Source organism: Porphyrobacter sp. HT-58-2 (assembly GCF_002952215.1).
Taxonomy (GTDB): Bacteria; Pseudomonadota; Alphaproteobacteria; order Sphingomonadales; family Sphingomonadaceae; genus Erythrobacter.
The window spans coordinates 720165-741722 of the sequence record NZ_CP022600.1; the positions used below are offsets into that span (position 1 = coordinate 720165).

The following is a 21558-nucleotide window of genomic DNA, read 5'->3' on the forward strand; positions in this document are numbered from 1 at the left end:
ATCGCTTGCCTAGGGCTGACGGCATGACCAGCGCACCGGCGATCCGCATCGACAACCTCGTGAAACGCTATGCCCCGGCCAAGGGTGCCAAGGGAACTGTGACAGAAGGCAAGCTGGCACTGGGCGGGGTCAGCTTCGATGTGCCGGAAGGCTCGATCTTCGGCCTGCTCGGCCCCAATGGCGCGGGCAAATCGACGCTGATCAACATTCTGGCGGGACTGGTCAACAAGACCTCAGGCACAGCGGAGATCTGGGGCTTCGACATTGATCGCGACCGCCGCAACGCCAGCCGTTCGATCGGGATCGTGCCGCAGGAAATCGTGTTCGACCCCTTCTTCACGCCCTTCGAAGTGCTGGAGAATCAGGCCGGGTTCTACGGCATCCCCGCGGCGCTCCGGCGCAGCACCGAATTGCTGGAGGCCGTGCGCCTCGCCGACAAGCGCAACGCCTATGCCCGCACGCTGTCGGGCGGCATGAAGCGGCGGCTGCTGGTGGCCAAGGCGATGGTGCATTCCCCGCCGATCCTCGTGCTGGATGAACCCACCGCCGGGGTCGATGTCGACCTGCGCCGCCAATTGTGGGAGCTGGTCAGCGAACTCAACCGCGAAGGCGTGACCGTGGTGCTCACCACCCATTACCTCGAAGAGGCCGAGGAGCTGTGCGACCGCATCGCCATCATCAACCATGGCCAGATGATCGCCAACAAACCGACCCGCGAACTGGTCGACATGGCGCGCGAGAAGATCGTCGCTGTCACCGCCGCTGCCGATCTCGCCGCTGCACCGGCGCATGACGCCTTCGTGCGGGTGGAGTGGGACGGTGCGCGCGGGGTCGAGGTGACCTATGACAAGGACAAGCTCAGCGCGGGACAGGTGCTTGGCATCTTGCAGGAACAGGGCGTCCGCGTCGAGGACGTCACCACCCGCGAGGCTGATCTGGAAGACGTGTTCGTCCAGCTGACGGCGGCCTAGAGCTTTCACACGCCGGACGGGATCACGCTGCTCCGGAATGGGCGGAGAACCGCAGGCTGCTTCAGTGCAGGACGCCAGCCCGATCACGTCGGGGTTGGTGCCTCTTCCTGCCTGCGCGCCTGATCTTCACGCTTGCGCCAGCTGCCCCGCCGTCGCCGTTCGATCGCGATGCCGCAATGGCGGCAATGGCCGACATAGGTTCGCCCATCCCACGTCACCTCGCGGCGCTTGGGCTTGTGCTGGTTCAGGAGGCATCGCAGGGCGGAGAATACAGACATGGAGGCAGCGTCCCGGCAGAGAGGGTTTCAAGGCAGCTTCGCGTTTTTGACCCTCCCGCGGCGGCAGTTGCGCTCGAATCGCGGTGTGCGGATGCTAACACCATGCTGCACTGCAACCTAGGGGTGGTTCCTAAGTCATTCGCCTTAAGAGAGTGTAACGCGCATGACACTTGCCGCCACTGCGATTGCGCGGCATGGCGCGTGGATGGCGAGAGAGGATGCAATGGCTGAGACGCATAACGTTCTGGTCATCGGCTCGGGTGCCGCAGGGCTGACGGCGGCGCTGGCGCTGGCCGAAACGCGGCGGGTGCTGGTGCTGGCCAAGGGTTCGCTCACCGGCGGATCGACCGCCTGGGCGCAGGGCGGGATCGCCGCTGTGCTGGATGCGGGCGACACCTTCGAGAACCATGTGCGCGACACGATGGTGGCCGGAGCGGGCCTCAACGACCGCGAGACGGTGGAATTCGTGATCGGGGCCGCACCCAAGTCCATTGACCGGCTGTGCGCGCTTGGCGTGCCGTTCAACCGCGAGGCGGAGGCCCTGCACCTCACCCGCGAGGGCGGCCATTCGCACCGCCGCATCGTCCATGTCGATGACGCGACCGGCTGGGCGGTGCAATCGGCGCTGCTCAAGGCCGCCGAGGCCAATCCCAACATCACCCTGCTGCCCGGGCGCACCTGCATCGACTTCATCACCGACCGCCACCGTGAGCAGTTCTCGGCTGCCGGCCGCGTGTGGGGCGTCTATGCGCTCGATGAAGTCACGGGCCGGGTCGAACGCCATGTCGCGCGCGCCACCATCCTTGCGAGCGGCGGGGCGGGGCGCGTCTACCAGTTCTCCACCGCCCCGCGCGGCGCGACCGGCGATGGTATCGCGATGGCGTGGCGGGCGGGTGCGCGGGTCTCCAACATGGAGATGATGCAGTTCCACCCGACCTGCCTCTACAACCTCGACGTCAAGAACTTCCTCATCACCGAGGCGGTGCGCGGCGAGGGCGGGCATCTGCTCCACCCTGAAACCGGCCGCCGGTTCATGGTCGATTACGATCCTGAACGGATGGAACTGGCCCCGCGCGATGTGGTCGCCCGCGCGATCGACGACCAGATCAAGCGGTTTGGCCTCGATTACGTCCACTTGGATATCAGCCACCAGCCTGCGGACTTCGTGAAGGGCCATTTCCCGACGATCTATGACAAGCTGATGGGTCTGGGCATCGACATGACGCGGGAGCCGATCCCGGTCGTGCCTGCGCAGCACTATACCTGCGGCGGCGTGGTGGTGGATCTGGCTGCGCGCACCGATGTGCCGGGGCTGTGGGCGGCGGGCGAATGCACCGAAAGCGGGCTGCACGGCGCCAACCGCTTGGCGTCGAACTCGCTGCTCGAATGCTTCGTCTTCGGCGAGGCGGCGGCGCAGGATATCCTCGCGCGCTGGGACAGTTTGGAAGCCCCGCCCGCAATCCTGCCGTGGGACGAAAGCCGCGTGACCGATTCGGATGAAGAGGTGGTCATCAAGCAGAACTGGACCGAAATCCGCCGCTTCATGTGGAACTATGTCGGCATCGTGCGCACCACCAAGCGGCTGGAACGCGCCGCGAGCCGGATCGAACTGCTGAAACGCGAGGTCGAGGATTATTACGGCGCTTTCCGCGTGACGACCGACCTGATCGAACTGCGCAACCTGCTGCAATCAGCCGAACTGATCGTGCAGAGCGCCCTCAAGCGCAAGGAGAGCCGGGGGCTGCACTACACGCTCGATTATCCCGAGCTGGCGGATGAGGCCAAGGACACGGTGCTGGTGCCTTAGGCGGAACTTGCGGGTTCGGGCGCGGTTCATCTGGTGGCGCATAGCCATCCGCGCATCGTCTCAAGGGTCTGCATCAATGAGAAACCTTCCGCTCGCTTTCGGTCTCGCTGCGTTGCTTGCCACCCCCCTCGCCGCCCAGGACCCCGCCCCGACCGAGTCCGAAAATTCCATCGTCGTCACCGCCCAGCGTTCCGGCGCGCCGATGTGGGTCATCGATACGCCCAGCGGCACCATCATCCTCGTCGGCGAGATTCGCGCTATCCCTGAAACCACGCCGTGGCAGCCCGACCGGCTCAGGGAAGCCACCGCCGAGGCTGACCGGGTGATCCTCGGCGCGCGGCCCAAGGTTTCGCCCGGTGATGTGCTGCGGTTGATGTTTTCGGGAAGCAAGTTCACCAAGCTGCCCGACAAGACCGTGGCAAGCGACTATCTCCCGCCCCAGGAATGGGCGCGGCTTCAGGCCATAGGCGAAGCGACCAAGGACGATTATGCGCGCCAGAGCTTCCTGCTCACCGCGTTCCAGATGCTCAGGAAGGGATTGCGCTTCAACCGCGATACCACCGACGATGCCTCCGACGTTGTCAGGAAGGCCGCCGACAAGGCCAAGGTGCCGACCACCCGTGCGGCCACTCTGCGCGGTGAGGATGTGCTCGACACGCTCGCTGAAGCACCCCCTTCCGCCCATGTGCCCTGCATGATTGCCGCCATGGATGCGGTCGAGGCCGGGCCGGAGATCGTCGAACAGCGCGGGGCCGACTGGCGGCGCTATGCGATCCCGGCGGTGATGGCGAACCCGCTTGAAGTGGCGCTCGGCAAGTGCTGGCCCTGGGCTGACGATCTGCTCGGCAGCGAGTTGCGCGGCATCTGGGTGGAACGCATCGCCGAAGCCAGCACCGCGACCGGCACGACTTTGGCGGTTGTCCCCTTGCGGGTGTTGGCGGAAGAAGGCGGGGTGCTTGACCAATTGGACGCGCGCGGCTTCGATATCGGCGGACCCGTCTGGAGATAAGCTGCGCGGGCCGCAACAGAGGATCACCCGCCCATGCCCAGCCTGACCACCCCCACCACCGGTATCGAAATCTTCTACGAAGATCACGGAGACCCTGCGCACGAGGTGATCCTGCTGGTGATGGGCCTTGGCGCGCAACTGACCCTGTGGCCGGATGAACTGGTCGCGGCGCTGGTGGGCGAGGGATTCCGCGTGATCCGCTACGACAACCGCGACATCGGCCTGTCGCAGAAGATGGAAGGCGCCCGCGCGCCCTCATTGCCAATGCAGGTGCTGCGCAAGAAGATCGGCTTTCCGGCGAAGGTGCCTTACACCCTCACCGACATGGCGCATGACGGGATCGGGGTGCTGGATGCGCTGGGAATCGAGAGCGCGCATGTGGTCGGCGCGTCGATGGGCGGGATGATCGTGCAGTTGATGGCGGTGCATCACGGCCACCGGTTGATGAGCATGACCTCGATCATGTCGACCACCGGCAACGCCAAGCTGCCTCAGGCGGAAAAGCACGCGATCGAGGCGCTGACCGCGCCGATCACCAGCATGGAGGAGGAGGCTCTGATCGCCCACGGGCTCAACATTGCACGCAATATCGGCAGCCCCGACAGCCCGGAGTTTCCCTTCGACGTCGACGCCCAGCGCGAACGGGTGATCAGGAACGTGCGCCGCTCGGTCTATCCGGCGGGCCTGCCGCGCCAGCTGGCTGCGATCATCGACGATGGCTGCCGCCGCGCGCGCCTTGCGCAGGTCAGCACGCCGACACTGGTGCTGCACGGCGAGGCCGATCCGCTCGTCAGGCTGGAGGCGGGCGAGGATACCGCGCGGCACATCTCCGGCGCGCGGCTGGTGACGATCCCCGGCTGGGGCCATGATCTCCCGATCCCGCTGGTGCCGCGCATAGCCGAGGAAATCGTCACCCACGCCCGCGGCGGGTAGCCCGGCTTCGGCCTGCCCGGCGGTTACAAAGACACGCCGCTCCTGCTATACCTGCCGCTTGCCGCTCAGGGATCACGCGGAAAGGAGAATCGGGTCGCGCTGACTGGAGGGCAAAGACATGAAGATCGCACACGGCACGCTGGTGATGGTGGCTGACGGCGCCAAGCTGCTGTTGTTCCGCAATGAAGGGGACGAGAAGTTCGCTGTCCTGCAAACGCTCGACCATGCGCGGCAGGACAACCCTTCGACCGCCGAACAGGGTGACGATTCGCCCGGACGCAGCTTTGCGCGCTTCGGCGAAAGTCGCAGCAGCTACGAAGAGACCGATCTGCACCAGCAGCGCGAAGATGCCTTTGCGCGTCATGCGGCCGGGTTGCTCGAAGACACGGCGCAGGCGCACCCCGGAGCCGGGATCGTGGTGATCGCCGCGCCGCGCACGCTGGGCGAGTTGCGCCGGAATTATGGGCGAGCGACGAACGAAAGCCTGGTCGCGGAAATCGACAAGGTGCTGACCGATCACACCACCGACGATATCGCGGCGGCCATTGCCGCCCATTGAACCGGCGGGCGGCGATCCCGCCGCCTACCCCATGGCTTCCAGCACATCTTCGAGCCGCGCCGGGTCGCCGATGGCTATCACTGTGCCGTCGCTGCCGGCATCCAGCGGGTTGCCCTGCCAGTCGCTCATCATCCCGCCCGCGCCTTCGACCACCGGGACAAGCGCGGCATAGTCGTAGAGCTTGAGGCCCGCCTCGATCACCACGTCGACATGCCCGCTCGCGAGCAGGGCGTAATTGTAGCAGTCCCCGCCGAACACGATCTTTTTCTCGGCGACCGTCTTGGCGACCGACATGAAGGCGTCGGCTTCGAGATTGGTGAAGAGGTGCGGGCTGGTGGTGGCGAGCACCGCGTCGGAGAGTTCCTTGAGCGGGCGCGCTTTGGCGGGCTTGCCGTTGAACAGGGTCGGCTGGCCGATGCGTCCGACCCAGCGTTCGCCTGCAATCGGCTGGTCGATGATGCCGAGCACCGGCCAGCCATCCTGAAGCAGCGCGATCAGCGTGCCGAAGATCGGGCGCCCGGCGATGAAGCTGGTGGTGCCGTCGATCGGATCGAGCACCCATTGCCGGCCCGCGCTGTCGTTGCGGGTGCCGTATTCCTCGCCGATGATCCCGTCGGCGGGGAAGGTGTCCTCGATCAACTTGCGCATCGCTGCTTCGGCAGCGCGGTCGGCTTCGGTGACGAAGCTGCGGTCAGCCTTGCGTTCATGATCCCATTGCCCGCGAAACAGCGGGCGGATGGCGGCTCCGGCAGCATCGGCTAGCGCCAAGGCGAGGGCGAGGTCTTTATCGGTCATCACAGGGCTCCGTTCGCCTCGAGCGAAGTCGAGAGGCCGCGCGCAGGTGTCTCGACTTCGCTCGACACGAACGGCGGGGGTTACGCGTTGCTCCAATAATCAAACGCCTCGGCCTGTCGAGCCTCAGTGTAGCGCCGCGCTTCCGGGCCTTCCCATTCCAGCGGCAGATCATCGTGGACGCCGGAGCGGGCAACGAACCAGCCCTGGCCCGGCAGCCCGTCCGACTGGCGCACCACCAGCACCGCAAGGCCGGGTTCGCCGCAAGCCCGCCCATCCTCGTCGATCCGGTCGAGCACCTTGCACAGCTGGCGCATCAGGGGTCGCGTGAAGGCATGGCCGAGAATGCCCAGCAGCGCGCCGTAGGTGAAGACCTGCCGCGCGCGGGCGGCTTCGATCAGCAGCAGGCGGACTTCGACGGGGTCGAACCTCATGACCTCATTCCGTTCGCCTCGAGCGACGTCGAGAGGCCTTTGCGCTGTGTCTCGACTGCGCGCAGCACGAACGGCTTTGGGGTCAATCAAACAGGCTCGACACCGAGCTTTCGTCTGCAATGCGCCGGATCGCTTCGCCCACCAGCGGGGCAATCGGCAGGATGCGGATGCGGTCGGAGGCTTCGGCGGCTTCGGTCGGGCGGATCGAATCGGTGATGACGAGCTCCTTGAGGCTCGACCCGTTGATCCGCGCCACCGCACCGCCCGACAGCACCCCGTGGGTGATATAGGCCGCGACCGACTTCGCACCATTCTCCAGCAGCGCCTCGGCGGCGTTGCACAGGGTGCCGCCCGAATCCACGATGTCGTCGATCAGGATGCAGTGGCGATCCTGCACGTCGCCGATGATGTTCATCACCTCACTCTCGCCGGGCCGGTCGCGGCGCTTGTCGACGATGGCGAGGGGCGCGTTGTCGAGCCGCTTGGCCAGCGCCCGGGCGCGCACCACCCCGCCGACGTCGGGCGAAACCACCATCAACTGCTGATCGCCATAGCGCGCCTGAATATCGGCGGCCATGACAGGGGCGGCGTAAAGATTGTCGGTCGGGATGTCGAAAAAGCCCTGGATCTGCCCGGCGTGAAGATCGACCGCCAGCACGCGGTCAGCCCCGGCCTCGGTGATGAGGTTCGCCACCAGCTTGGCGCTGATCGGCGTGCGCGGGCCGGGTTTGCGATCCTGTCGGGCATAGCCGAAGTACGGCACCACTGCGGTAATCCGCTTGGCCGAGGCGCGGCGCAGCGCATCGATGCAGATCAGCAGCTCCATCAGATTGTCGTTTGCCGGGAAGTTCGTCGGCTGGACGACGAACACGTCCTCGCCGCGCACATTCTCGTGGATCTCGACGAACACTTCCTCGTCCGAGAAGCGCCGCACGCTTGCATCGGTGAGCGGGATTTCGAGATAGGCCGCAATGGCCCGCGCGAGCGGCAGGTTCGAGTTGCCGGACATGATTTTCATGGATGCGAATCCCCGTTGGCGCGTGACCCGTCCCGCCTAGCGCGGCGTCATGGAATTGCAACGCATCGCGGCGGCGTTCTCGTCAGCTTATGCCAACGGTGCGCCAGGAGATCATCCGGGGCGCGTGCAGCCCTGTGTTGCGGACAGGGACCGCAGAGACCGGCCGTGCCAAGGTCATGACGGCGGATGCCAGACCAGCTTCCTGCCGCGCGCGACCTGCTTGATCCGGGACATATCGCGCAGCCAGCTTGCCCAAGTAATCGTTGTTAATCAGGTAGTCAGCTTGTGCAGCGCACTAATCCTGCGGCTCGATGAGAACATCGCCGCGGGACTGAAATCCGTGACGGGATGCCCCCGGTCGGTGCCTTGGTGCTGTGTTGAGGACACCCGCGATGGGATCGCCCCCCCTGTTGACGTCTGCCCGCTTGCTTGATCCGGCCATGTTGTTCCATGCCCCCGGCACCATGCCCGCGCACAAGCGCGTGGCGATGGTGCTTTCGATCTGCATCACGGCAGCATTGTTCAGCCTGATCCTGTTCATCTCCTCGGCGCGGTCGGTCGATCGGGGCGCCGATGCGTTTGCGGCGATCGTTACAATCGCGGTCGGCGGCGGCAGCCCGGGCGATCAGGCGCAAGACAGCAAGGCACAGGATTCCGGTGCGCCTGTCGCCAGTCCGACAAGGGCCGCGACCGACAGCCCGGCGCCTGCCAGGGTTCCGCCGGCGGAGCCTGCGCCGGTCCCGGTTCCGCTGCCGCTGCCGCTGCCGTTGCCGGACACGGCGGCCAGCGCGCCCCCGTCACCGGTGTCTCCGGTGGTTTCAGCCCCGCCGGCGCAAGTGACCGGAGAGGGCGCCGGTGCTGCGCCCGGCCCGGTGTCAGGCTCTCCCGGCAAGGCGGGCGGGCAGGGTGAAGGCATGGCGGCTGGCAGATTTGGCAACGCCTTCGGTGATGGCGACGGATACACGGTCAGCACGTGGTACCGGCGCGGCTATTTCAAGGACCCGCCACCGGGCCGTGAACATCCGCCGGCGGCCTTGGATGCCAATATCGAGGGCATCGTGCTGATGCGATGCAAGATGCTGCCCCGCGACCGGGTCAGCGATTGCACGATGGTTCTCGAAAGCCCGAAGGGGTGGGGCTTCGGCAAGGCCATCACCTTCGAGTTCGAGAAGCATACGCGGGCTCGCCTGCTCGACCCGTCGGGGCGGCGGGTGCACGGTGAGTGGGCTATCATCGGCGAGTGTTATGTGATCGAGGACGAACGGCCGCGGCGACCGCGCAGCGCTGTCATGGTCGAATGGTGCCCGCTTTAATGACGTAAGGGAGAGCCCCTGTCCCCAGGCCCGATGCGCCGATGGAGCAGATCGCTTCGGCCTTGTTCGCCGCCAGTGCTGCACACCCGATCCGCGCAACATTCGTGCCGCCATCCGTGCAAAAGATTCACGGCTGGATTCGAATGATTCAATCACCACATTTTTCTTCACAGATTCAATTTGGGGCTTGCGGGGCGCGCGACTCAAGCTTGTTCCACGCGTCGCGGCTGTGGCACCGGTCTGAAACACCCCTCTCATGGTAACTACGTGCTTAATCTGCCGTTGACGGGATTCCCCGGCTGATTCATCATCTAGTGGTTCGGTGCAAATCGGACCCCCAAGCCTTGGTGAATCATCGACCGTCCCGAAGGGGGCGCAAGGCGGATGATTCGCTCCGGCCCAAGGGCTCCGCCGCGCACCGCAGATGGGACTGACCGACTGTCCTGCAGGCCGCCCGGAGGGCGTATCTGTTGGCAAGTCTGTGGACCAGCAGGTATAGAACAGAATCGGAACATGGCCTCTTGTGCCATATCCCCGATTCGGGGGACAAAGTGGGGCTGACAATGGATTTCAAGGCGAGCGAAAACGTGCCGGGTGATGTGACGAATGAACTGGATACTGGCACGGGCGCTGCGCCCGCCGCGGGGGATGAAAAGGCTGTGACAATGAAAACGATGGATGCAGGCTCGGACGCGCTGATCGCCGCCAAGGCGACCGAGGCGCTCGGCAATGCCATGGTGGAAGCCGCCAAGGATGCCGCCAAGAGCGACAGCAAGAAGGTCAACGACCGCCGCTTCACGATTCAGACCGATGCTGCGCGCGATGCACGGCTGACCGATTTCGGCAAGGAGACGCTGACCGATCGCTACCTGCTGCCCGGAGAGACCTATCAGGATCTCTTCGCCCGCGTGGCCGATGCCTATGCCGATGATCAGGATCACGCCCAGCGCCTCTATGACTATATCTCGAACCTGTGGTTCATGCCCGCCACCCCGGTGCTCTCGAACGGCGGCACCAACCGGGGTCTGCCGATCTCGTGCTACCTCAATTCGGTCGAGGACAGCCTCGAAGGGATCGTCGGCACGTGGAACGAGAACGTGTGGCTCGCGTCCAAGGGCGGCGGGATCGGCACCTATTGGGGCAATGTCCGCGGCATCGGTGAGCCGGTGGGGCTGAACGGCAAGACCAGCGGCATCATTCCTTTTGTGCGCGTGATGGATTCGCTCACGCTGGCGATCTCGCAGGGGAGCCTGCGGCGCGGGTCGGCCGCGTGCTATCTCGACATCTCGCACCCGGAGATCGAGGAGTTCCTCGAAATCAGGAAGCCCTCGGGCGACTTCAACCGCAAGGCGCTAAACCTGCACCACGGCGTGCTCGTCACCGACGAATTCATGAACGCGGTGCGCGAAGGCGCCGAATTCACCCTGCGCAGCCCGCGTGACGGGTCGGAGCGCGGCAAGGTCGATGCGCGTTCGCTGTTCCAGAAGCTGGTCGAGACCCGCCTCGCCACCGGCGAGCCCTATATCGTCTTCAATGACACCGTGAACCGCATGATGCCCAAGCATCACCGCGATCTGGGGCTGAAGGTTTCGACCTCGAACCTGTGCTCGGAAATCACCCTGCCGACCGGGATCGACCACCTCGGCAATGACCGCACGGCGGTGTGCTGCCTGTCGTCGCTCAACCTCGAAACCTGGGAAGAGTGGAAGGGCGACAAGCAGTTCATCGAGGACGTGATGCGCTTCCTCGACAACGTCCTGCAGGACTATATCGACCGCGCGCCGGACGAGATGGCCCGCGCCAAGTACTCCGCCAGCCGCGAACGCTCGGTCGGCCTCGGGGTGATGGGCTTCCACTCCTATCTCCAGCAGAAGGGCGTCGCCTTCGAAAGCGCGATGGCCAAGGCGCTGAACCTCCAGATGTTCAAGCACATCCACGCCAAGGCCTCGGAGGCCTCGATGCTGCTGGCGCAGGAGCGCGGGCCTTGCCCCGATGCCGCGGACATGGGCGCGATGGAGCGGTTCAGCTGCAAGATGGCGATCGCGCCGACCGCGTCGATCAGCATCATCTGCGGCGGCACCAGCGCCTGCATCGAGCCGATCCCGGCCAATATCTACACCCACAAGACCCTGTCGGGCAGCTTCATCGTCAAGAACCCCTATCTTGAAAAGCTGCTCGACAAGAAGGCCAAGAACTCGACCAATGTCTGGAACTCGATCCTCGAACGCGGCGGATCGGTGCAGCACCTCGACTTCCTGACGCCGGAGGAAAAGGCGGTCTACAAGACCAGCTTCGAGATCGACCAGCGCTGGCTGCTCGAATTCGCCGCTGACCGCACGCCCTATATCGATCAGGCCCAGTCGCTGAACCTGTTCATCCCGGCTGACGTCGACAAGTGGGACCTGATGATGCTGCACTATCAGGCGTGGGAACGCGGCATCAAGTCGCTCTACTACCTCCGCTCGAAGTCCGTGCAGCGCGCCGGCTTCGTCGGCGGGGTCGAGGCCGATAACACCTCCGAAGCGCCCAAGATCGAACTCTCCGCCAATGGCGAGCAGACCGATTACGAGGAATGCCTGAGCTGCCAGTAGGCCGCACACCGCAGCGCCCGGGCGGCCCGCAACGCCGCCCGTCAGCGCCCGCGAAACCGGGGGAGAAACCGCAATGAACCTGCCATTTGTCGTCGCGCTCATCGGCCTTGCCGTCAGCGCCTGGTTTGCCGTCCAGTCGGTGCGCGAATTGAAGCGCAACAAACCCGGTCATCTGCGCAATGCGGCGGTGATCCATCTCGGCATGGTGGGGATGCTCGTCCCCTTCTGCCTGATCGTCATGGCCTTTTACTGGCCCAACTGAATCCGAGCGCCCGCCCGGCGCGTATCTGCTATACAAGAACACCCGAAGGAGTATCCGCCCATGTCGCTGCTCGAAGCCCGCTCGACCTACAAGCCGTTCCAGTACCCCTGGGCCTATGACTTCTGGAAGCGCCAGCAGCAGATCCACTGGATGCCGGAAGAAGTGCCGCTCGGCGAGGATTGCCGCGACTGGGCGCAGAAGATCACCGATCACGAGCGCAACCTGCTCACCCAGATCTTCCGCTTCTTCACCCAGGCCGATGTCGAGGTGCAGAACTGCTATCACGAAAACTACGGCCGGGTGTTCAAGCCCACGGAAGTCAAGATGATGCTCGCCGCCTTCTCCAACATGGAGACGGTGCATATCGCGGCCTATTCGCACCTGCTCGACACCATCGGGATGCCCGAGACCGAATACAGCGCCTTCCTCGAATATGAGGAAATGAAGGACAAGCACGACTTCCTCGGCCAGTTCGGGGTCGATACCGATGAAGACATCGCCCGCACCCTCGCAGCCTTCGGCGGCTTCACCGAAGGGCTTCAGCTCTTCGCCAGCTTCGCCATGCTGATGAACTTCCCGCGCTACAACAAGATGAAGGGCATGGGCCAGATCGTCAGCTGGTCGGTGCGCGACGAATCGCTGCACTGCGAAGGCATCATCAAGCTGTTCCACACCTTCTGCGAGGAACGCCAGTGCCTCACCAAGTCGGTCAAGGAAGACCTGATCGACATCTGCCAGAAGACCGTGCGCCTCGAAGACGCCTTCATCGACCTGGCCTTCGAAATGGGGCCGGTCCACGGGATGAGCGCCAAGGAGATCAAGCGTTACATCCGCTACATCGCCGACTGGCGCCTGAAGCAGCTCGGCCTGCAGGAAATCTACATGATCGAGGAACACCCCCTGCCGTGGCTCGCGCCGCTGCTGAACGGGGTGGAACACGCCAACTTCTTCGAAACCCGCGCGACGGAATATTCGAAGGGCGCCACCCGCGGCGACTGGAACACCGTGTGGTCAAGCTTCGACAAGCGCCAGAAGGCCAAGGCCGCGAACGAGCCGGGCGCCGAAGGCGAGGCTGAGGCCGGGCTGTTTGGGGCTGAGGCTGCGGAGTGAGTGAGGGAATGGGGGGCTACAAATCTCTCCCGTTCGCTACCTATGATTTGGCGGTGTATCTACCGGGCGGGGCCATATTGCTTGTCCTCGCCCAGTACTCATTGGAAACCATTTTAGGGAGCCCGGCGCTCGCACAAGTCAATCATTTCGGCAGCGACCTAGTAAATACCGTAATCCTCGCGATATTATGGATTTCGGCGAGTTACCTTGCCGGCCATCTCGGTGCATACCTGTCTTCCATTTTCATTGAAAAATTTGTCCATACGGCCTTAAGCTATCCTTCAAACGTATGGATTAAGAAGGAAGAATACACGGCTGCAGGAATTTCATGTGACCAGTTCACCAAATCATTTCTTACACAAAAGATTTCTGAGGCATGGAATAAGCACAGGTCAAGGCTTACCTCTATTGCTCTTTTTGTTTTTCTTTTCCCGATTTGGTTGCCTTTGTCGTTCTTTATATGGCTGAAGCCGGTAAGCTTCTATGATCCCAAGCTCCCGGAAGGATTATTGCCAGATGTTAGGAGCGAGTTTTCCAAGATCAGCCGGACGGTAAAGGTAGAAGAGGGCACTCGGTGGGAAAAAATGGTTGAGCATCACGTTGCGAACAATTGCCCTCTCGCTTATCAGAGGATGTACAATTATCTGGTGATATATGGTGCCTTGAGGCTTCTCTCCTTTATAATGATCATTGCTGGATGGGTAATCATTGTGAAGTCTGTTGTGGCCTTTTTTAGTGTAGATGGATGGGTTCTATCATACAGGCGCTCAGCATTATATTTCGCAGCGTCCATTGGGGCCTACTTCGCAATGCTTGCATTTGCCAAATTCAACAGGCGTTTTTTTGAGGAATGCATTTTAGCCCTCTTACTGGCAGATAATCCTCGAACAAAAAATGCGAACGCCTCCTATAAGTTTCGAAGCTGGGGTGCGATCGCACGGCGCTAGAGTGCCCTGCCGCCTCCGAGAGCGGTTAGGGGTGGGCCAGCGCGACGCTTCCAACTCGCGGGACGCTCTACAAACCCCGGCGTAGGCCGGGGCCCAGCTTCTTTCCGCTACGTTTGCACTTGACCGCACTGGATCCCCGGCCTGCGCCGGGATGACGTGGGGTGGGGTGGCGTTGTTGACGCGCCCACCCCCGGCCCCTCCCGCAAGCGGGAGGGGTGAAGTGAAGTAGTCCCCCTCCCGTAAACGGGAGACGAGAATTGGGGCGCTTAATCCCCCTCCCGCTTGCGGGAGGGGTTAGGGGTGGGCGCGGGGCCACCGCAGATAGAAGGAAAATCCCAAACCCTCGGCGCAGGCCCACCCCGCTGCGACTAACTTCGCCTTCGGCTCAGTAAGTCTCGCGACCCTCCCGCAAGCGGGAGGGTTGATCCGCGCGCAACCGCTCCACCTCGATGCGGATCGCGGTCACCACGCCTTCGATATTCTCCCGCACAGCGGCGTTGGTGAACCGCAGCACGGTAAAGCCGCGCTCCGCCATCCATGCATCGCGGCGTGCGTCGTGTTCCGGCGCGACGTCGTGGCTGAAGCCGTCGAGCTCCCCCACCAGCTGCAACTCCCGGCACAGAAAGTCGGCGAAGAACGGGCCGACCGGCATCTGGCGGCTGAATTTTGCACCAAGCTGGTTGCGCGCAAGAAACACCCACAGCGCCCGCTCCGGCCCCGTCGCCTCGCGCCGCAGGGTGCGCGCGCGGGCGGTGTCGCGGGGTGTCCACTCAGGCATTTCAGGAAGTTATCGCAAGTCGAAGGTTTGGACAAGACAGGCCCACCCCCGGCCCCTCCCGCAAGCGGGAGGGGAGTTAAGTCCCCCTCCCGCTTGCGGGAGGGGTTAGGGGTGGGCAAGTGCGCGGCCGCATAAACCAACCCCCGCTACCACCCCCTTTCCTACCGCCCCGCCCGCGCCTTACCCTCGCGCCCATGCCCCGGCTGCGCTTTCTCTCCCCTGCGCCCGTCGCTCCGGCCTTGCCGCGCGGCCCGGATGCGCTGGCGACGGGCGAAACACAGCCCCTCTCCCCTGTCCGTCAAGCGCGCGAAATTCCTCGCATAGTGCTGATTATAAGGGATAAATTGCGGGACGCCTTGCTTGACAGGGTGTCAAGTTTGTCAAGTGCGGGCGGCCCCACACCAGCCGCGCTTCGATCCGCCCCAGCGGTGGGCGAGGCCCTCGCTCACCAGCACGTTGCCGAGGCTCTGCCCGCCGCGGGTGATGATCCTGAGCTCGCGGCCAAAGCGGTCCTGCGTGCGCCCGCCGGGGGGTGTCTCCAGCCGGAAGGCCCCGGCGTTGAGCAGTTGCCGCAGCCGCTCGGTCGCGCGGCGGCCAAGTTCGCGTTCGCGCGGGCAGCCGGGGCGGGTGACTTCGGGGGTGTCGATATCGGCGATGCGGATCTTGGTGCCGCGATACCAGATGGTGTCGCCATCGACGACGCAGGTGACCCGCACCGGGCCGGAGCAGACGGGGAACAGCGCGCGCTCGGTCCCGTCCTCATCCTCGCGGCCCTGCGCCTCGCCGGTGTCGGGCCAGAGCGCAAAGCCGCCTGCAGCCGCCAGCGGCAGAGCAACAAACGCCAGCCAGCGGCGGCGCAAAGGCGTCGGTCGTGTCATGCTGCTATCCCGACACTCAGAATATCGCGGATGCAGAAAGGTTCCAGTCCTTTTGACCCCGGTCAAATACCGAGCGGGCGCGGGTGCCTAAGCCGGGGCATCATCAGGGAGAGACACATGTCCGCACATACACCGAACGAACTGGCCGATATCTTCGCCGGGGATACCGCCGCGCTGCACCAGCTGAAGCTCACCAACGCGCATTTCGCCCGCTTGGCCGAGCGGCATCATGTGGTGAACCGCGAAATTCACCGGATCGAGAGCGAAGTCGAGGCGGCGAGCGATGAACGGCTCGAAGGACTGAAGCGGGAGCGGCTCAATCTGCTCGACGAGATCGCGGCGATGCTGGAGCAGGTTCACGCCGAATAGCCGAGGCTTGCGCGGGCGGGGCATGAGGCGATGCTCCGCCTGCAACCCTTGGCGGGCGGGCGCTCAATCCTCGCGCGGGGTGGTGCGGCGGTCGGTGCCGGAACGGCGATCGCCCTTGCGGCGGTCTGGCCCTTCAAAGGGTCGGTCGGCTTGCCGCCGGTCGCCCTGTCGGCGTCCCCCGCCTTCCGGGTCTTTGCCTGGCTTTTCGTCGGGACTGTCGGTCATGGTGGCCCCCTTTCTCCAAGCGTTTACCATGATTTGCGGCCAAAGCCTAATTGCTCGGCGCGGTGCAGCCGGGCGCGGCGATGCAGCAAGCCGCTTGCTCCGCGCAGGGCCAAGCCTTAGGGCGCGGCGAAAGCGCGATCCGCGCGCGGAGACGACAACGCCGGTGACTGACAAGCAGATCCATCCCAAAGCCGAAACGCTCGATCTGGCGAAGGCCGAAGTGCTGATCGAGGCACTGCCCTATTTCCAGCGTTACGCGGGGCGCACCTTCGTGGTGAAATATGGCGGCCACGCGATGGGCGATCCCGAAGCAGCGCGCGACTTTGCCGAGGATATCGTGCTGCTGAAAGCGGTCGGCATCAACCCGGTGGTGGTCCACGGCGGCGGGCCGCAGATCGGCCAGATGCTGAAGCGGCTGGGGGTGGAGAGCACCTTTGTCGACGGGCTGCGTGTCACCGACGAGGCCACCGCCAAGGTCGCCGAAATGGTGCTTTCGGGCGCGATCAACAAGGAACTGGTTGGCTGGATCGCAGGCGCGGGCGGCAAGGCGATCGGCATTTCGGGCAAGGACGGCGGACTGGTGACGGCCCGCAAGGTCACGCGTACCACCCGTGATCCGGACAGCAATATCGAACAGGCGGTCGATCTGGGCTTTGTCGGCGAACCGGCGGAGGTCGATACGTCGGTGATCGATACCATGGTGGCCGCGGGCATGATCCCGGTGATCGCACCGATTGCTCCTGGTAAGGACGGCGCGACCTACAATATCAATGCCGATACCATGGCGGGCGCAATTGCGGCGGCGCTGGGCGCGGCGCGGCTGTTCCTGCTGACGGACGTTGCAGGCGTGCTGGACGGCGAGGGCCAGCTCCTCACCGATCTCACCCCGGCAGACATCGCGCGCCTTCGCGATGAAGGCGTGATCCGCGGCGGGATGGTGCCAAAGCTCGAAACCTGCGTGGCTGCGGTGCAATCGGGCTGCGAGGCGGCGGTGGTGCTCGATGGCCGGGTCGGCCACGCGATGCTGCTCGAATTCTTCACCGCGCGCGGGGCCGGGACCCTGGTGCGCGCCTGAGGCGGGAACACAGATATGGCGCAGGGCGTATTAAGAAGCTAATACGCCTGCAAGGGACATGACAGCGCGCGGCAAGGCTCCGCGTGCGCCAAGGAAAGCAATGGCAATGCAAGGACTGGCCGTACTCATCGATATCCTCGTGATGATCACCCAGGTACTGGTGATGCTGATCATCGTGCAGTTCCTGATCGGGCTGGCTTTCGCCTTCAATGTGGTGAGCCCGAGTAACGAATTCCTCCGCCAGGTCTATGACTCCATCGACCGGCTGCTGACCCCGGTGCTGCGCCCGATCCGCAACATCATGCCCAATACCGGTGCGATCGATTTCTCGCCGTTGGTGCTGATCCTGGGATTGCAGATCCTGATCCGGGTGCTGGACGGGATCCAGAGGAGCTATTGATGGCTGAGGCAATGGTGATTGACGGCAAGGCCTTTGCCGACGCCCTGCGCGCGCGTCTGGCAGAGCACGCGGCGGCCTTTGCCCATCAGGCCGGGCGGCGCCCCGGCCTTGCGGTGGTGCTGGTGGGGGACGATCCGGCCAGTCAGGTCTATGTCGGGGCCAAGGGCAAGGCTTGCGAGGCTGCCGGCATGGCGAGCTTCGAACACCGCCTGCCTGCCGATACCTCGGAAGCGGCGCTGCTCTCGCTGGTCGAGCGGCTCAACCATGATCCAGAGGTCGACGGCATTCTGGTGCAGATGCCACTGCCGGCCGGGCTCGACGAACAGGCGGTGATCGCTGCAATCAGCCCGGACAAGGACGTGGATGGGTTCCATGTGATCAATGCCGGACGGCTCGCAGTCGGGCAGAAGGGGTTCGTCCCCTGCACGCCGCTGGGTTGCATGATGTTGCTGAAGGACCGGCTCGGCGATCTGTCGGGGCTGGACGCGGTGGTGATCGGGCGCTCGAACATCGTCGGCAAGCCGATGGCCCAACTGCTCAATGATGCCAACGCAACGGTCACCATCGCGCACAGCCGCACGAAGAACCTCGCCGATGTGGTGCGCCGCGCGGATATCGTGGTGGCGGCGGTGGGCCGACCTGAAATGGTGCGCGGGGACTGGATCAAGCCGGGCGCCACCGTGATCGATGTCGGCATCAACCGCCTGCCCCCTGCCGAGGGCAAGGAAAAGGGCCGGCTGGTGGGCGATGTCGCCTTTGCCGAGGCCTCTGCGGTTGCGGGTGCCATCACGCCGGTGCCGGGCGGGGTGGGGCCGATGACGATTGCCGTGCTGCTCAGGAACACGCTGGTCGCCGCTTATGCCCACGCCGGGATGACCGCGCCCGCGGGCCTGTGACCCTGACGGAGGACAGAATGCGCCGCATCACCTGCGCACTTGCCATGGCCGCTCCCCTCGCGCTGGCGCTTGCGGGCTGTGTCGGCGGAGGCGGGCCGCCCAAGCCGAACAAGCGTCAGGTCGCGCTGATCGACCGAATGCTGGTCGGAGCGCCGGGATCGGCCCAGCCGAGCACGATTGTCGCGGCCGACATCGCCTTTTCGCGCGCGGCGCGTGAGCGCGGGCAGTGGACTGCTTTCCGTCTGTTTGCCGCCCCCGGCGCGCAGTGGCATCAGGCAGGCGCCCCGCCCTTTGCGATCGAACCCTGGCTGGCGGGCCAGACCGATCCTGCCGAGGCCGTGCAGTGGGAACCGCGCGCGGTCGCGATCAGCTGCGATGGCGCCGTGGCCGTGAGCCAAGGGCGTTTCCGCGATCCCGACGGCACGGTCGGCAATGATCTCAAGGTGTGGGAACGCCAGCCAGACGGCGCCTATCGCTATGTCTTCGGCGCGAGCGGGCCTGACGTGCCTCAGCCGCCACCGCGCAAGCCGGTCGAGGACGGCAATATCGTCGTCATGGCACTCGATTCGGTACTGGGCCTGATCGCCACTTGCCCGCGCGGCGGGAACCCCGCGCCGCCGCCGCCCGCGATTCCGGTGGGCGAGGACGGCAAGACGGACGCCCGCCTGTCGCGCGATGGCACGCTGCGCTGGCGCTGGGAGCACCGCGACGACGGCACACGCTATGCCGCAGCCGATTACTTCTACGAAGGCCGCTGGAAGCTCGCCTTCGAACAGACTCTGCTGCCGAGCGGGGGCGAGTGAGCACGCGATGGTTCTGACCGAGCTGTTCCTGTCCGCCTTCGTCACCTTTTTCGTGGTGATCGATCCGCCCGGCTGCGCACCGATCTATGCCGGGCTGACCAAGGGGGCATCGCCAGCACAGGCGCGCAGCATGGCGCTGCGGGCGACATGGATTGCCAGCATCATCCTGCTGATCTTCGCGTTGTTCGGCCAGCAATTGCTCGGCGCGCTGCATATCGAGCTCAATTCCTTCCGCATCGCAGGCGGGCTGATGCTGTTCTTCATCGCCTTCGACATGGTGTTTGAAAAGCGCACCCAGCGCCGCGAGGAACGTGCCGAGAAAATCGCGGCTACCCCGGAAATCGAAGATGTCTCGGTGTTCCCGATGGCGATGCCGATGCTGGCCGGGCCGGGCGCGATTGCGGCGGTCATGCTGCTGATGAACGAGGCCGATGGCTGGCCCGACAAGTTCGAAGTGCTGGCCGCGCTGGGTGCAGTGCTGATCATCACTGCCGCCGCGCTGGTCGCCGCTGGCCCGCTGATCCGGCTTTTGGGCGACAAGGTCGAAGCGGTCATCACCCGGCTGCTCGGCGTGCTGCTGGCCGCGCTGGCGGCGCAATATGTGATCGACGGGCTGAAGGGCAGCTTCGGGCTCTAGCCTGCCCGCGCACTCCACGGTAATGCGGCCCGCCGACGCACGGCGCGGCCAGAAGGATGGATCGACGATGTTCAAGCATTTCGGCGGCTCGCTGCTGTTCACGGCTGCGGGCCTTGCGCTGGGCGGCTGGTATGGCTGGGCGCTGACCGGCACCCTCGACGGGATGCTTGGCATCGTGTGGATCTGCGCCGTTCTGGCAGTGCTGGAAATCTCGCTGTCCTTCGACAATGCCGCGGTCAACGCCTCGATCCTCAAGGACATGGACCCGGTCTGGCAGCGGCGCTTCCTGACATGGGGTATTGCGATTGCGGTGTTCGGGATGCGGATTGTCTTCCCGCTGGTGATCGTGATGGTTGCAGCCAGCCTTGGCCCCATCGAAGCGATGAAGCTCGCACTCAATTCCCCGGCCGAATATCAGCGCATCGTCAGCGATGCTCATATCGGGTTGATGGGTTTTGGCGGAGCGTTCCTGGGGATGGTCGGCCTCAAGTACTTCTTCGATTCCGACAAGGACGTGAACTGGATCGAGACGATCGAGCGCCCGCTCGCCAAGGTCGCCGATATCGAGGCGGTGGCGATCGGGCTGGTGCTCGCCGGTACCTGGGCGACATCGACGATGCTGGCCGATGATGATGCGCTGACTTTCGTGATCGCCGCCATTGCGGGTGTGCTGACCTATCTCGCGGTCGAGATCGTCAACCACGTGCTTGAACCGCCCACGCCGTCTGCGGGCGATGTGGCGAAGGCAGGCTTCGGGGCATTCCTGTATCTTGAAGTGCTCGACGCGAGCTTCTCGTTCGACGGGGTGATCGGAGCCTTTGCGCTCACCAACAACCTCATCATCATCGCCATCGGCCTTGGCATTGGCGCGATGTTCGTGCGTTCAATGACGATCTTCCTCGTCAACAAGGGAACGATGAGCGAATATCGCTATCTCGAACACGGTGCCTTCTATGCGATCATGGCGCTGGCGACGATCATGTACATCAACACCTTCGCGCACATCCCGGAGGTGATTACCGGGCTGATCGGGGCGGTGCTGATCGGGCTGGCGTTCTGGTCTTCGGTGCGCTGGAACCGGGCCAACCGCGATGGCGGTGCGGCCTAGGCCCAGTCGCCCAGCAGCGGGGTGAATTCGTCCACCCGGATCAATTGCCACACCCCTCCGGTAAGGTAGGGGTCATCCGCCAGAATCGCGCGGGCGGCGGCTTCGTCTTCGGCCTTCACGATCAGCAATGATCCGATGATCAGCCCGTCCGCGCGCTTCAGCGGGCCGACGATCACAAAGTGTTCGGCATTGGCGTGAACGAATTCGAGATGCGCGGGGCGGTGGATCGCGCGCAGCCGTCCGCCGTCTTCGCCGTCGCGGCAGTGAAAGCAGAACATGCGCATGATGGTGAGGCCCCTGTTGCTGAGGTCGCAGGCTAACGCTGCCGTGCGGCGCGGGTCAAGGGACCGGGCAGGCAGGGCCGT

General features: G+C 64.5%; 25 protein-coding genes. 17 read left to right on the forward strand and 8 right to left on the reverse strand.

Annotation, left to right across the window (positions count from 1 at the left end; all coding sequences use genetic code 11):
- The first annotated feature begins 23 nt into the window (after nucleotides 1–23).
- Nucleotides 24–971 (forward strand): ABC transporter ATP-binding protein, encoded by a 948-nt coding sequence (locus CHX26_RS03520; RefSeq protein WP_104941177.1) that lies wholly within the window; start codon nucleotides 24–26, stop codon nucleotides 969–971.
- An 83-nt stretch (nucleotides 972–1054) separates the two neighbouring features.
- Here the strand turns inward: CHX26_RS03520 and CHX26_RS15570 are convergent, their stop codons facing one another.
- Nucleotides 1055–1249 carry a hypothetical protein gene (locus CHX26_RS15570; protein WP_146107639.1) on the reverse strand — a complete coding sequence of 65 codons (195 nt, stop codon included), beginning with the start codon at nucleotides 1247–1249 and terminating at the stop codon, nucleotides 1055–1057.
- A 223-nt stretch (nucleotides 1250–1472) separates the two neighbouring features.
- Between CHX26_RS15570 and nadB the strand changes: the two genes are divergently transcribed.
- The 4 genes from nadB to CHX26_RS03540 all read left to right on the forward strand — a co-directional run bounded on the left by nadB (nucleotide 1473) and on the right by CHX26_RS03540 (nucleotide 5557).
- Nucleotides 1473–3056 (forward strand): L-aspartate oxidase, encoded by a 1584-nt coding sequence (gene nadB, locus CHX26_RS03525; protein ID WP_104941178.1) that lies wholly within the window; start codon nucleotides 1473–1475, stop codon nucleotides 3054–3056.
- A gap of 76 nt (nucleotides 3057–3132) precedes the next feature.
- Nucleotides 3133–4065, forward strand: coding sequence for a TraB/GumN family protein (locus tag CHX26_RS03530; RefSeq protein ID WP_104941179.1), 933 nt, complete (start codon nucleotides 3133–3135; stop codon nucleotides 4063–4065).
- Nucleotides 4066–4098: 33 nt separating this feature from the next.
- Nucleotides 4099–4998 carry an alpha/beta fold hydrolase gene (locus CHX26_RS03535; RefSeq protein ID WP_104941180.1) on the forward strand — a complete coding sequence of 300 codons (900 nt, stop codon included), beginning with the start codon at nucleotides 4099–4101 and terminating at the stop codon, nucleotides 4996–4998.
- A gap of 118 nt (nucleotides 4999–5116) precedes the next feature.
- Nucleotides 5117–5557 carry a host attachment family protein gene (locus tag CHX26_RS03540; RefSeq protein ID WP_104941181.1) on the forward strand — a complete coding sequence of 147 codons (441 nt, stop codon included), beginning with the start codon at nucleotides 5117–5119 and terminating at the stop codon, nucleotides 5555–5557.
- A gap of 24 nt (nucleotides 5558–5581) precedes the next feature.
- On the opposite strand, the gene hisN is transcribed toward CHX26_RS03540, so the two are convergent.
- From hisN to CHX26_RS03555, 3 genes are all read right to left on the reverse strand, one after another.
- Complete coding sequence (hisN, locus tag CHX26_RS03545) at nucleotides 5582–6352, reverse strand: histidinol-phosphatase (protein ID WP_104941182.1); 771 nt, start codon at nucleotides 6350–6352, stop codon at nucleotides 5582–5584.
- Nucleotides 6353–6432: 80 nt separating this feature from the next.
- The gene (locus tag CHX26_RS03550) at nucleotides 6433–6783 is read right to left on the reverse strand and encodes a ribose-phosphate pyrophosphokinase (protein ID WP_104941183.1); all 351 of its coding nucleotides are present in this window, start codon (nucleotides 6781–6783) and stop codon (nucleotides 6433–6435) included.
- An 82-nt stretch (nucleotides 6784–6865) separates the two neighbouring features.
- Entirely contained in the window at nucleotides 6866–7801 is a 936-nt protein-coding gene (locus tag CHX26_RS03555; protein WP_104941184.1) for a ribose-phosphate pyrophosphokinase, read from the reverse strand.
- 392 nt (nucleotides 7802–8193) lie between these two features.
- Here CHX26_RS03555 and CHX26_RS03560 point away from each other — a divergent pair, with 392 nt between their 5' ends.
- The 5 genes from CHX26_RS03560 to CHX26_RS03580 all read left to right on the forward strand — a co-directional run bounded on the left by CHX26_RS03560 (nucleotide 8194) and on the right by CHX26_RS03580 (nucleotide 14024).
- Nucleotides 8194–9114 carry a hypothetical protein gene (locus CHX26_RS03560; RefSeq protein WP_146107640.1) on the forward strand — a complete coding sequence of 307 codons (921 nt, stop codon included), beginning with the start codon at nucleotides 8194–8196 and terminating at the stop codon, nucleotides 9112–9114.
- Between the two features lie 563 nt (nucleotides 9115–9677).
- Entirely contained in the window at nucleotides 9678–11705 is a 2028-nt protein-coding gene (locus CHX26_RS03565) for a ribonucleoside-diphosphate reductase subunit alpha (RefSeq protein ID WP_104941186.1), read from the forward strand.
- Between the two features lie 73 nt (nucleotides 11706–11778).
- On the forward strand, nucleotides 11779–11967 hold the full coding sequence (locus CHX26_RS03570; RefSeq protein ID WP_104941187.1) for a hypothetical protein: 189 nt from the start codon (nucleotides 11779–11781) through the stop codon (nucleotides 11965–11967).
- 60 nt (nucleotides 11968–12027) lie between these two features.
- Entirely contained in the window at nucleotides 12028–13077 is a 1050-nt protein-coding gene (locus tag CHX26_RS03575) for a ribonucleotide-diphosphate reductase subunit beta (RefSeq protein WP_104941188.1), read from the forward strand.
- Entirely contained in the window at nucleotides 13074–14024 is a 951-nt protein-coding gene (locus CHX26_RS03580; RefSeq protein WP_172449672.1) for a hypothetical protein, read from the forward strand. The genes CHX26_RS03575 and CHX26_RS03580 overlap by 4 nt, the downstream gene beginning before the upstream one ends.
- Nucleotides 14025–14409: 385 nt before the next feature.
- On the opposite strand, the gene CHX26_RS03585 is transcribed toward CHX26_RS03580, so the two are convergent.
- Together CHX26_RS03585 and CHX26_RS03590 are read right to left on the reverse strand one after the other, a co-directional pair.
- Complete coding sequence (locus tag CHX26_RS03585; protein WP_104941190.1) at nucleotides 14410–14802, reverse strand: endonuclease domain-containing protein; 393 nt, start codon at nucleotides 14800–14802, stop codon at nucleotides 14410–14412.
- A gap of 380 nt (nucleotides 14803–15182) precedes the next feature.
- Nucleotides 15183–15680, reverse strand: a complete 498-nt coding sequence (locus tag CHX26_RS03590; protein ID WP_104941191.1) for a thermonuclease family protein — start codon at nucleotides 15678–15680, stop codon at nucleotides 15183–15185.
- Between the two features lie 117 nt (nucleotides 15681–15797).
- Between CHX26_RS03590 and CHX26_RS03595 the strand changes: the two genes are divergently transcribed.
- Nucleotides 15798–16049, forward strand: coding sequence for a YdcH family protein (locus CHX26_RS03595; protein WP_104941192.1), 252 nt, complete (start codon nucleotides 15798–15800; stop codon nucleotides 16047–16049).
- 63 nt (nucleotides 16050–16112) lie between these two features.
- Here the strand turns inward: CHX26_RS03595 and CHX26_RS15820 are convergent, their stop codons facing one another.
- Entirely contained in the window at nucleotides 16113–16274 is a 162-nt protein-coding gene (locus CHX26_RS15820; protein ID WP_172449674.1) for a hypothetical protein, read from the reverse strand.
- A 178-nt stretch (nucleotides 16275–16452) separates the two neighbouring features.
- Here CHX26_RS15820 and argB point away from each other — a divergent pair, with 178 nt between their 5' ends.
- The 6 genes from argB (at nucleotide 16453) to CHX26_RS03625 (ending at nucleotide 21193) form a co-directional block, all read left to right on the forward strand.
- On the forward strand, nucleotides 16453–17349 hold the full coding sequence (gene argB / locus CHX26_RS03600) for an acetylglutamate kinase (protein WP_104943235.1): 897 nt from the start codon (nucleotides 16453–16455) through the stop codon (nucleotides 17347–17349).
- Between the two features lie 100 nt (nucleotides 17350–17449).
- Nucleotides 17450–17749, forward strand: a complete 300-nt coding sequence (locus CHX26_RS03605; RefSeq protein ID WP_335682316.1) for a YggT family protein — start codon at nucleotides 17450–17452, stop codon at nucleotides 17747–17749.
- Complete coding sequence (gene folD, locus CHX26_RS03610; RefSeq protein ID WP_104941194.1) at nucleotides 17749–18645, forward strand: bifunctional methylenetetrahydrofolate dehydrogenase/methenyltetrahydrofolate cyclohydrolase FolD; 897 nt, start codon at nucleotides 17749–17751, stop codon at nucleotides 18643–18645. Before CHX26_RS03605 ends, folD begins: the two co-directional genes overlap by 1 nt.
- Nucleotides 18646–18662: 17 nt before the next feature.
- Complete coding sequence (locus tag CHX26_RS03615; RefSeq protein WP_104943236.1) at nucleotides 18663–19448, forward strand: hypothetical protein; 786 nt, start codon at nucleotides 18663–18665, stop codon at nucleotides 19446–19448.
- Nucleotides 19449–19461: 13 nt separating this feature from the next.
- A complete protein-coding gene (locus CHX26_RS03620; protein ID WP_104943237.1) occupies nucleotides 19462–20085 on the forward strand; it encodes a MarC family protein in 624 nt (207 codons plus the stop codon).
- Between the two features lie 67 nt (nucleotides 20086–20152).
- Nucleotides 20153–21193, forward strand: a complete 1041-nt coding sequence (locus tag CHX26_RS03625) for a DUF475 domain-containing protein (protein ID WP_104943238.1) — start codon at nucleotides 20153–20155, stop codon at nucleotides 21191–21193.
- Here the strand turns inward: CHX26_RS03625 and CHX26_RS03630 are convergent.
- A complete protein-coding gene (locus CHX26_RS03630) occupies nucleotides 21190–21471 on the reverse strand; it encodes a YciI family protein (protein WP_086739785.1) in 282 nt (93 codons plus the stop codon). The genes CHX26_RS03625 and CHX26_RS03630 overlap by 4 nt on opposite strands.
- Between the last annotated feature and the right edge of the window lie 87 nt (nucleotides 21472–21558).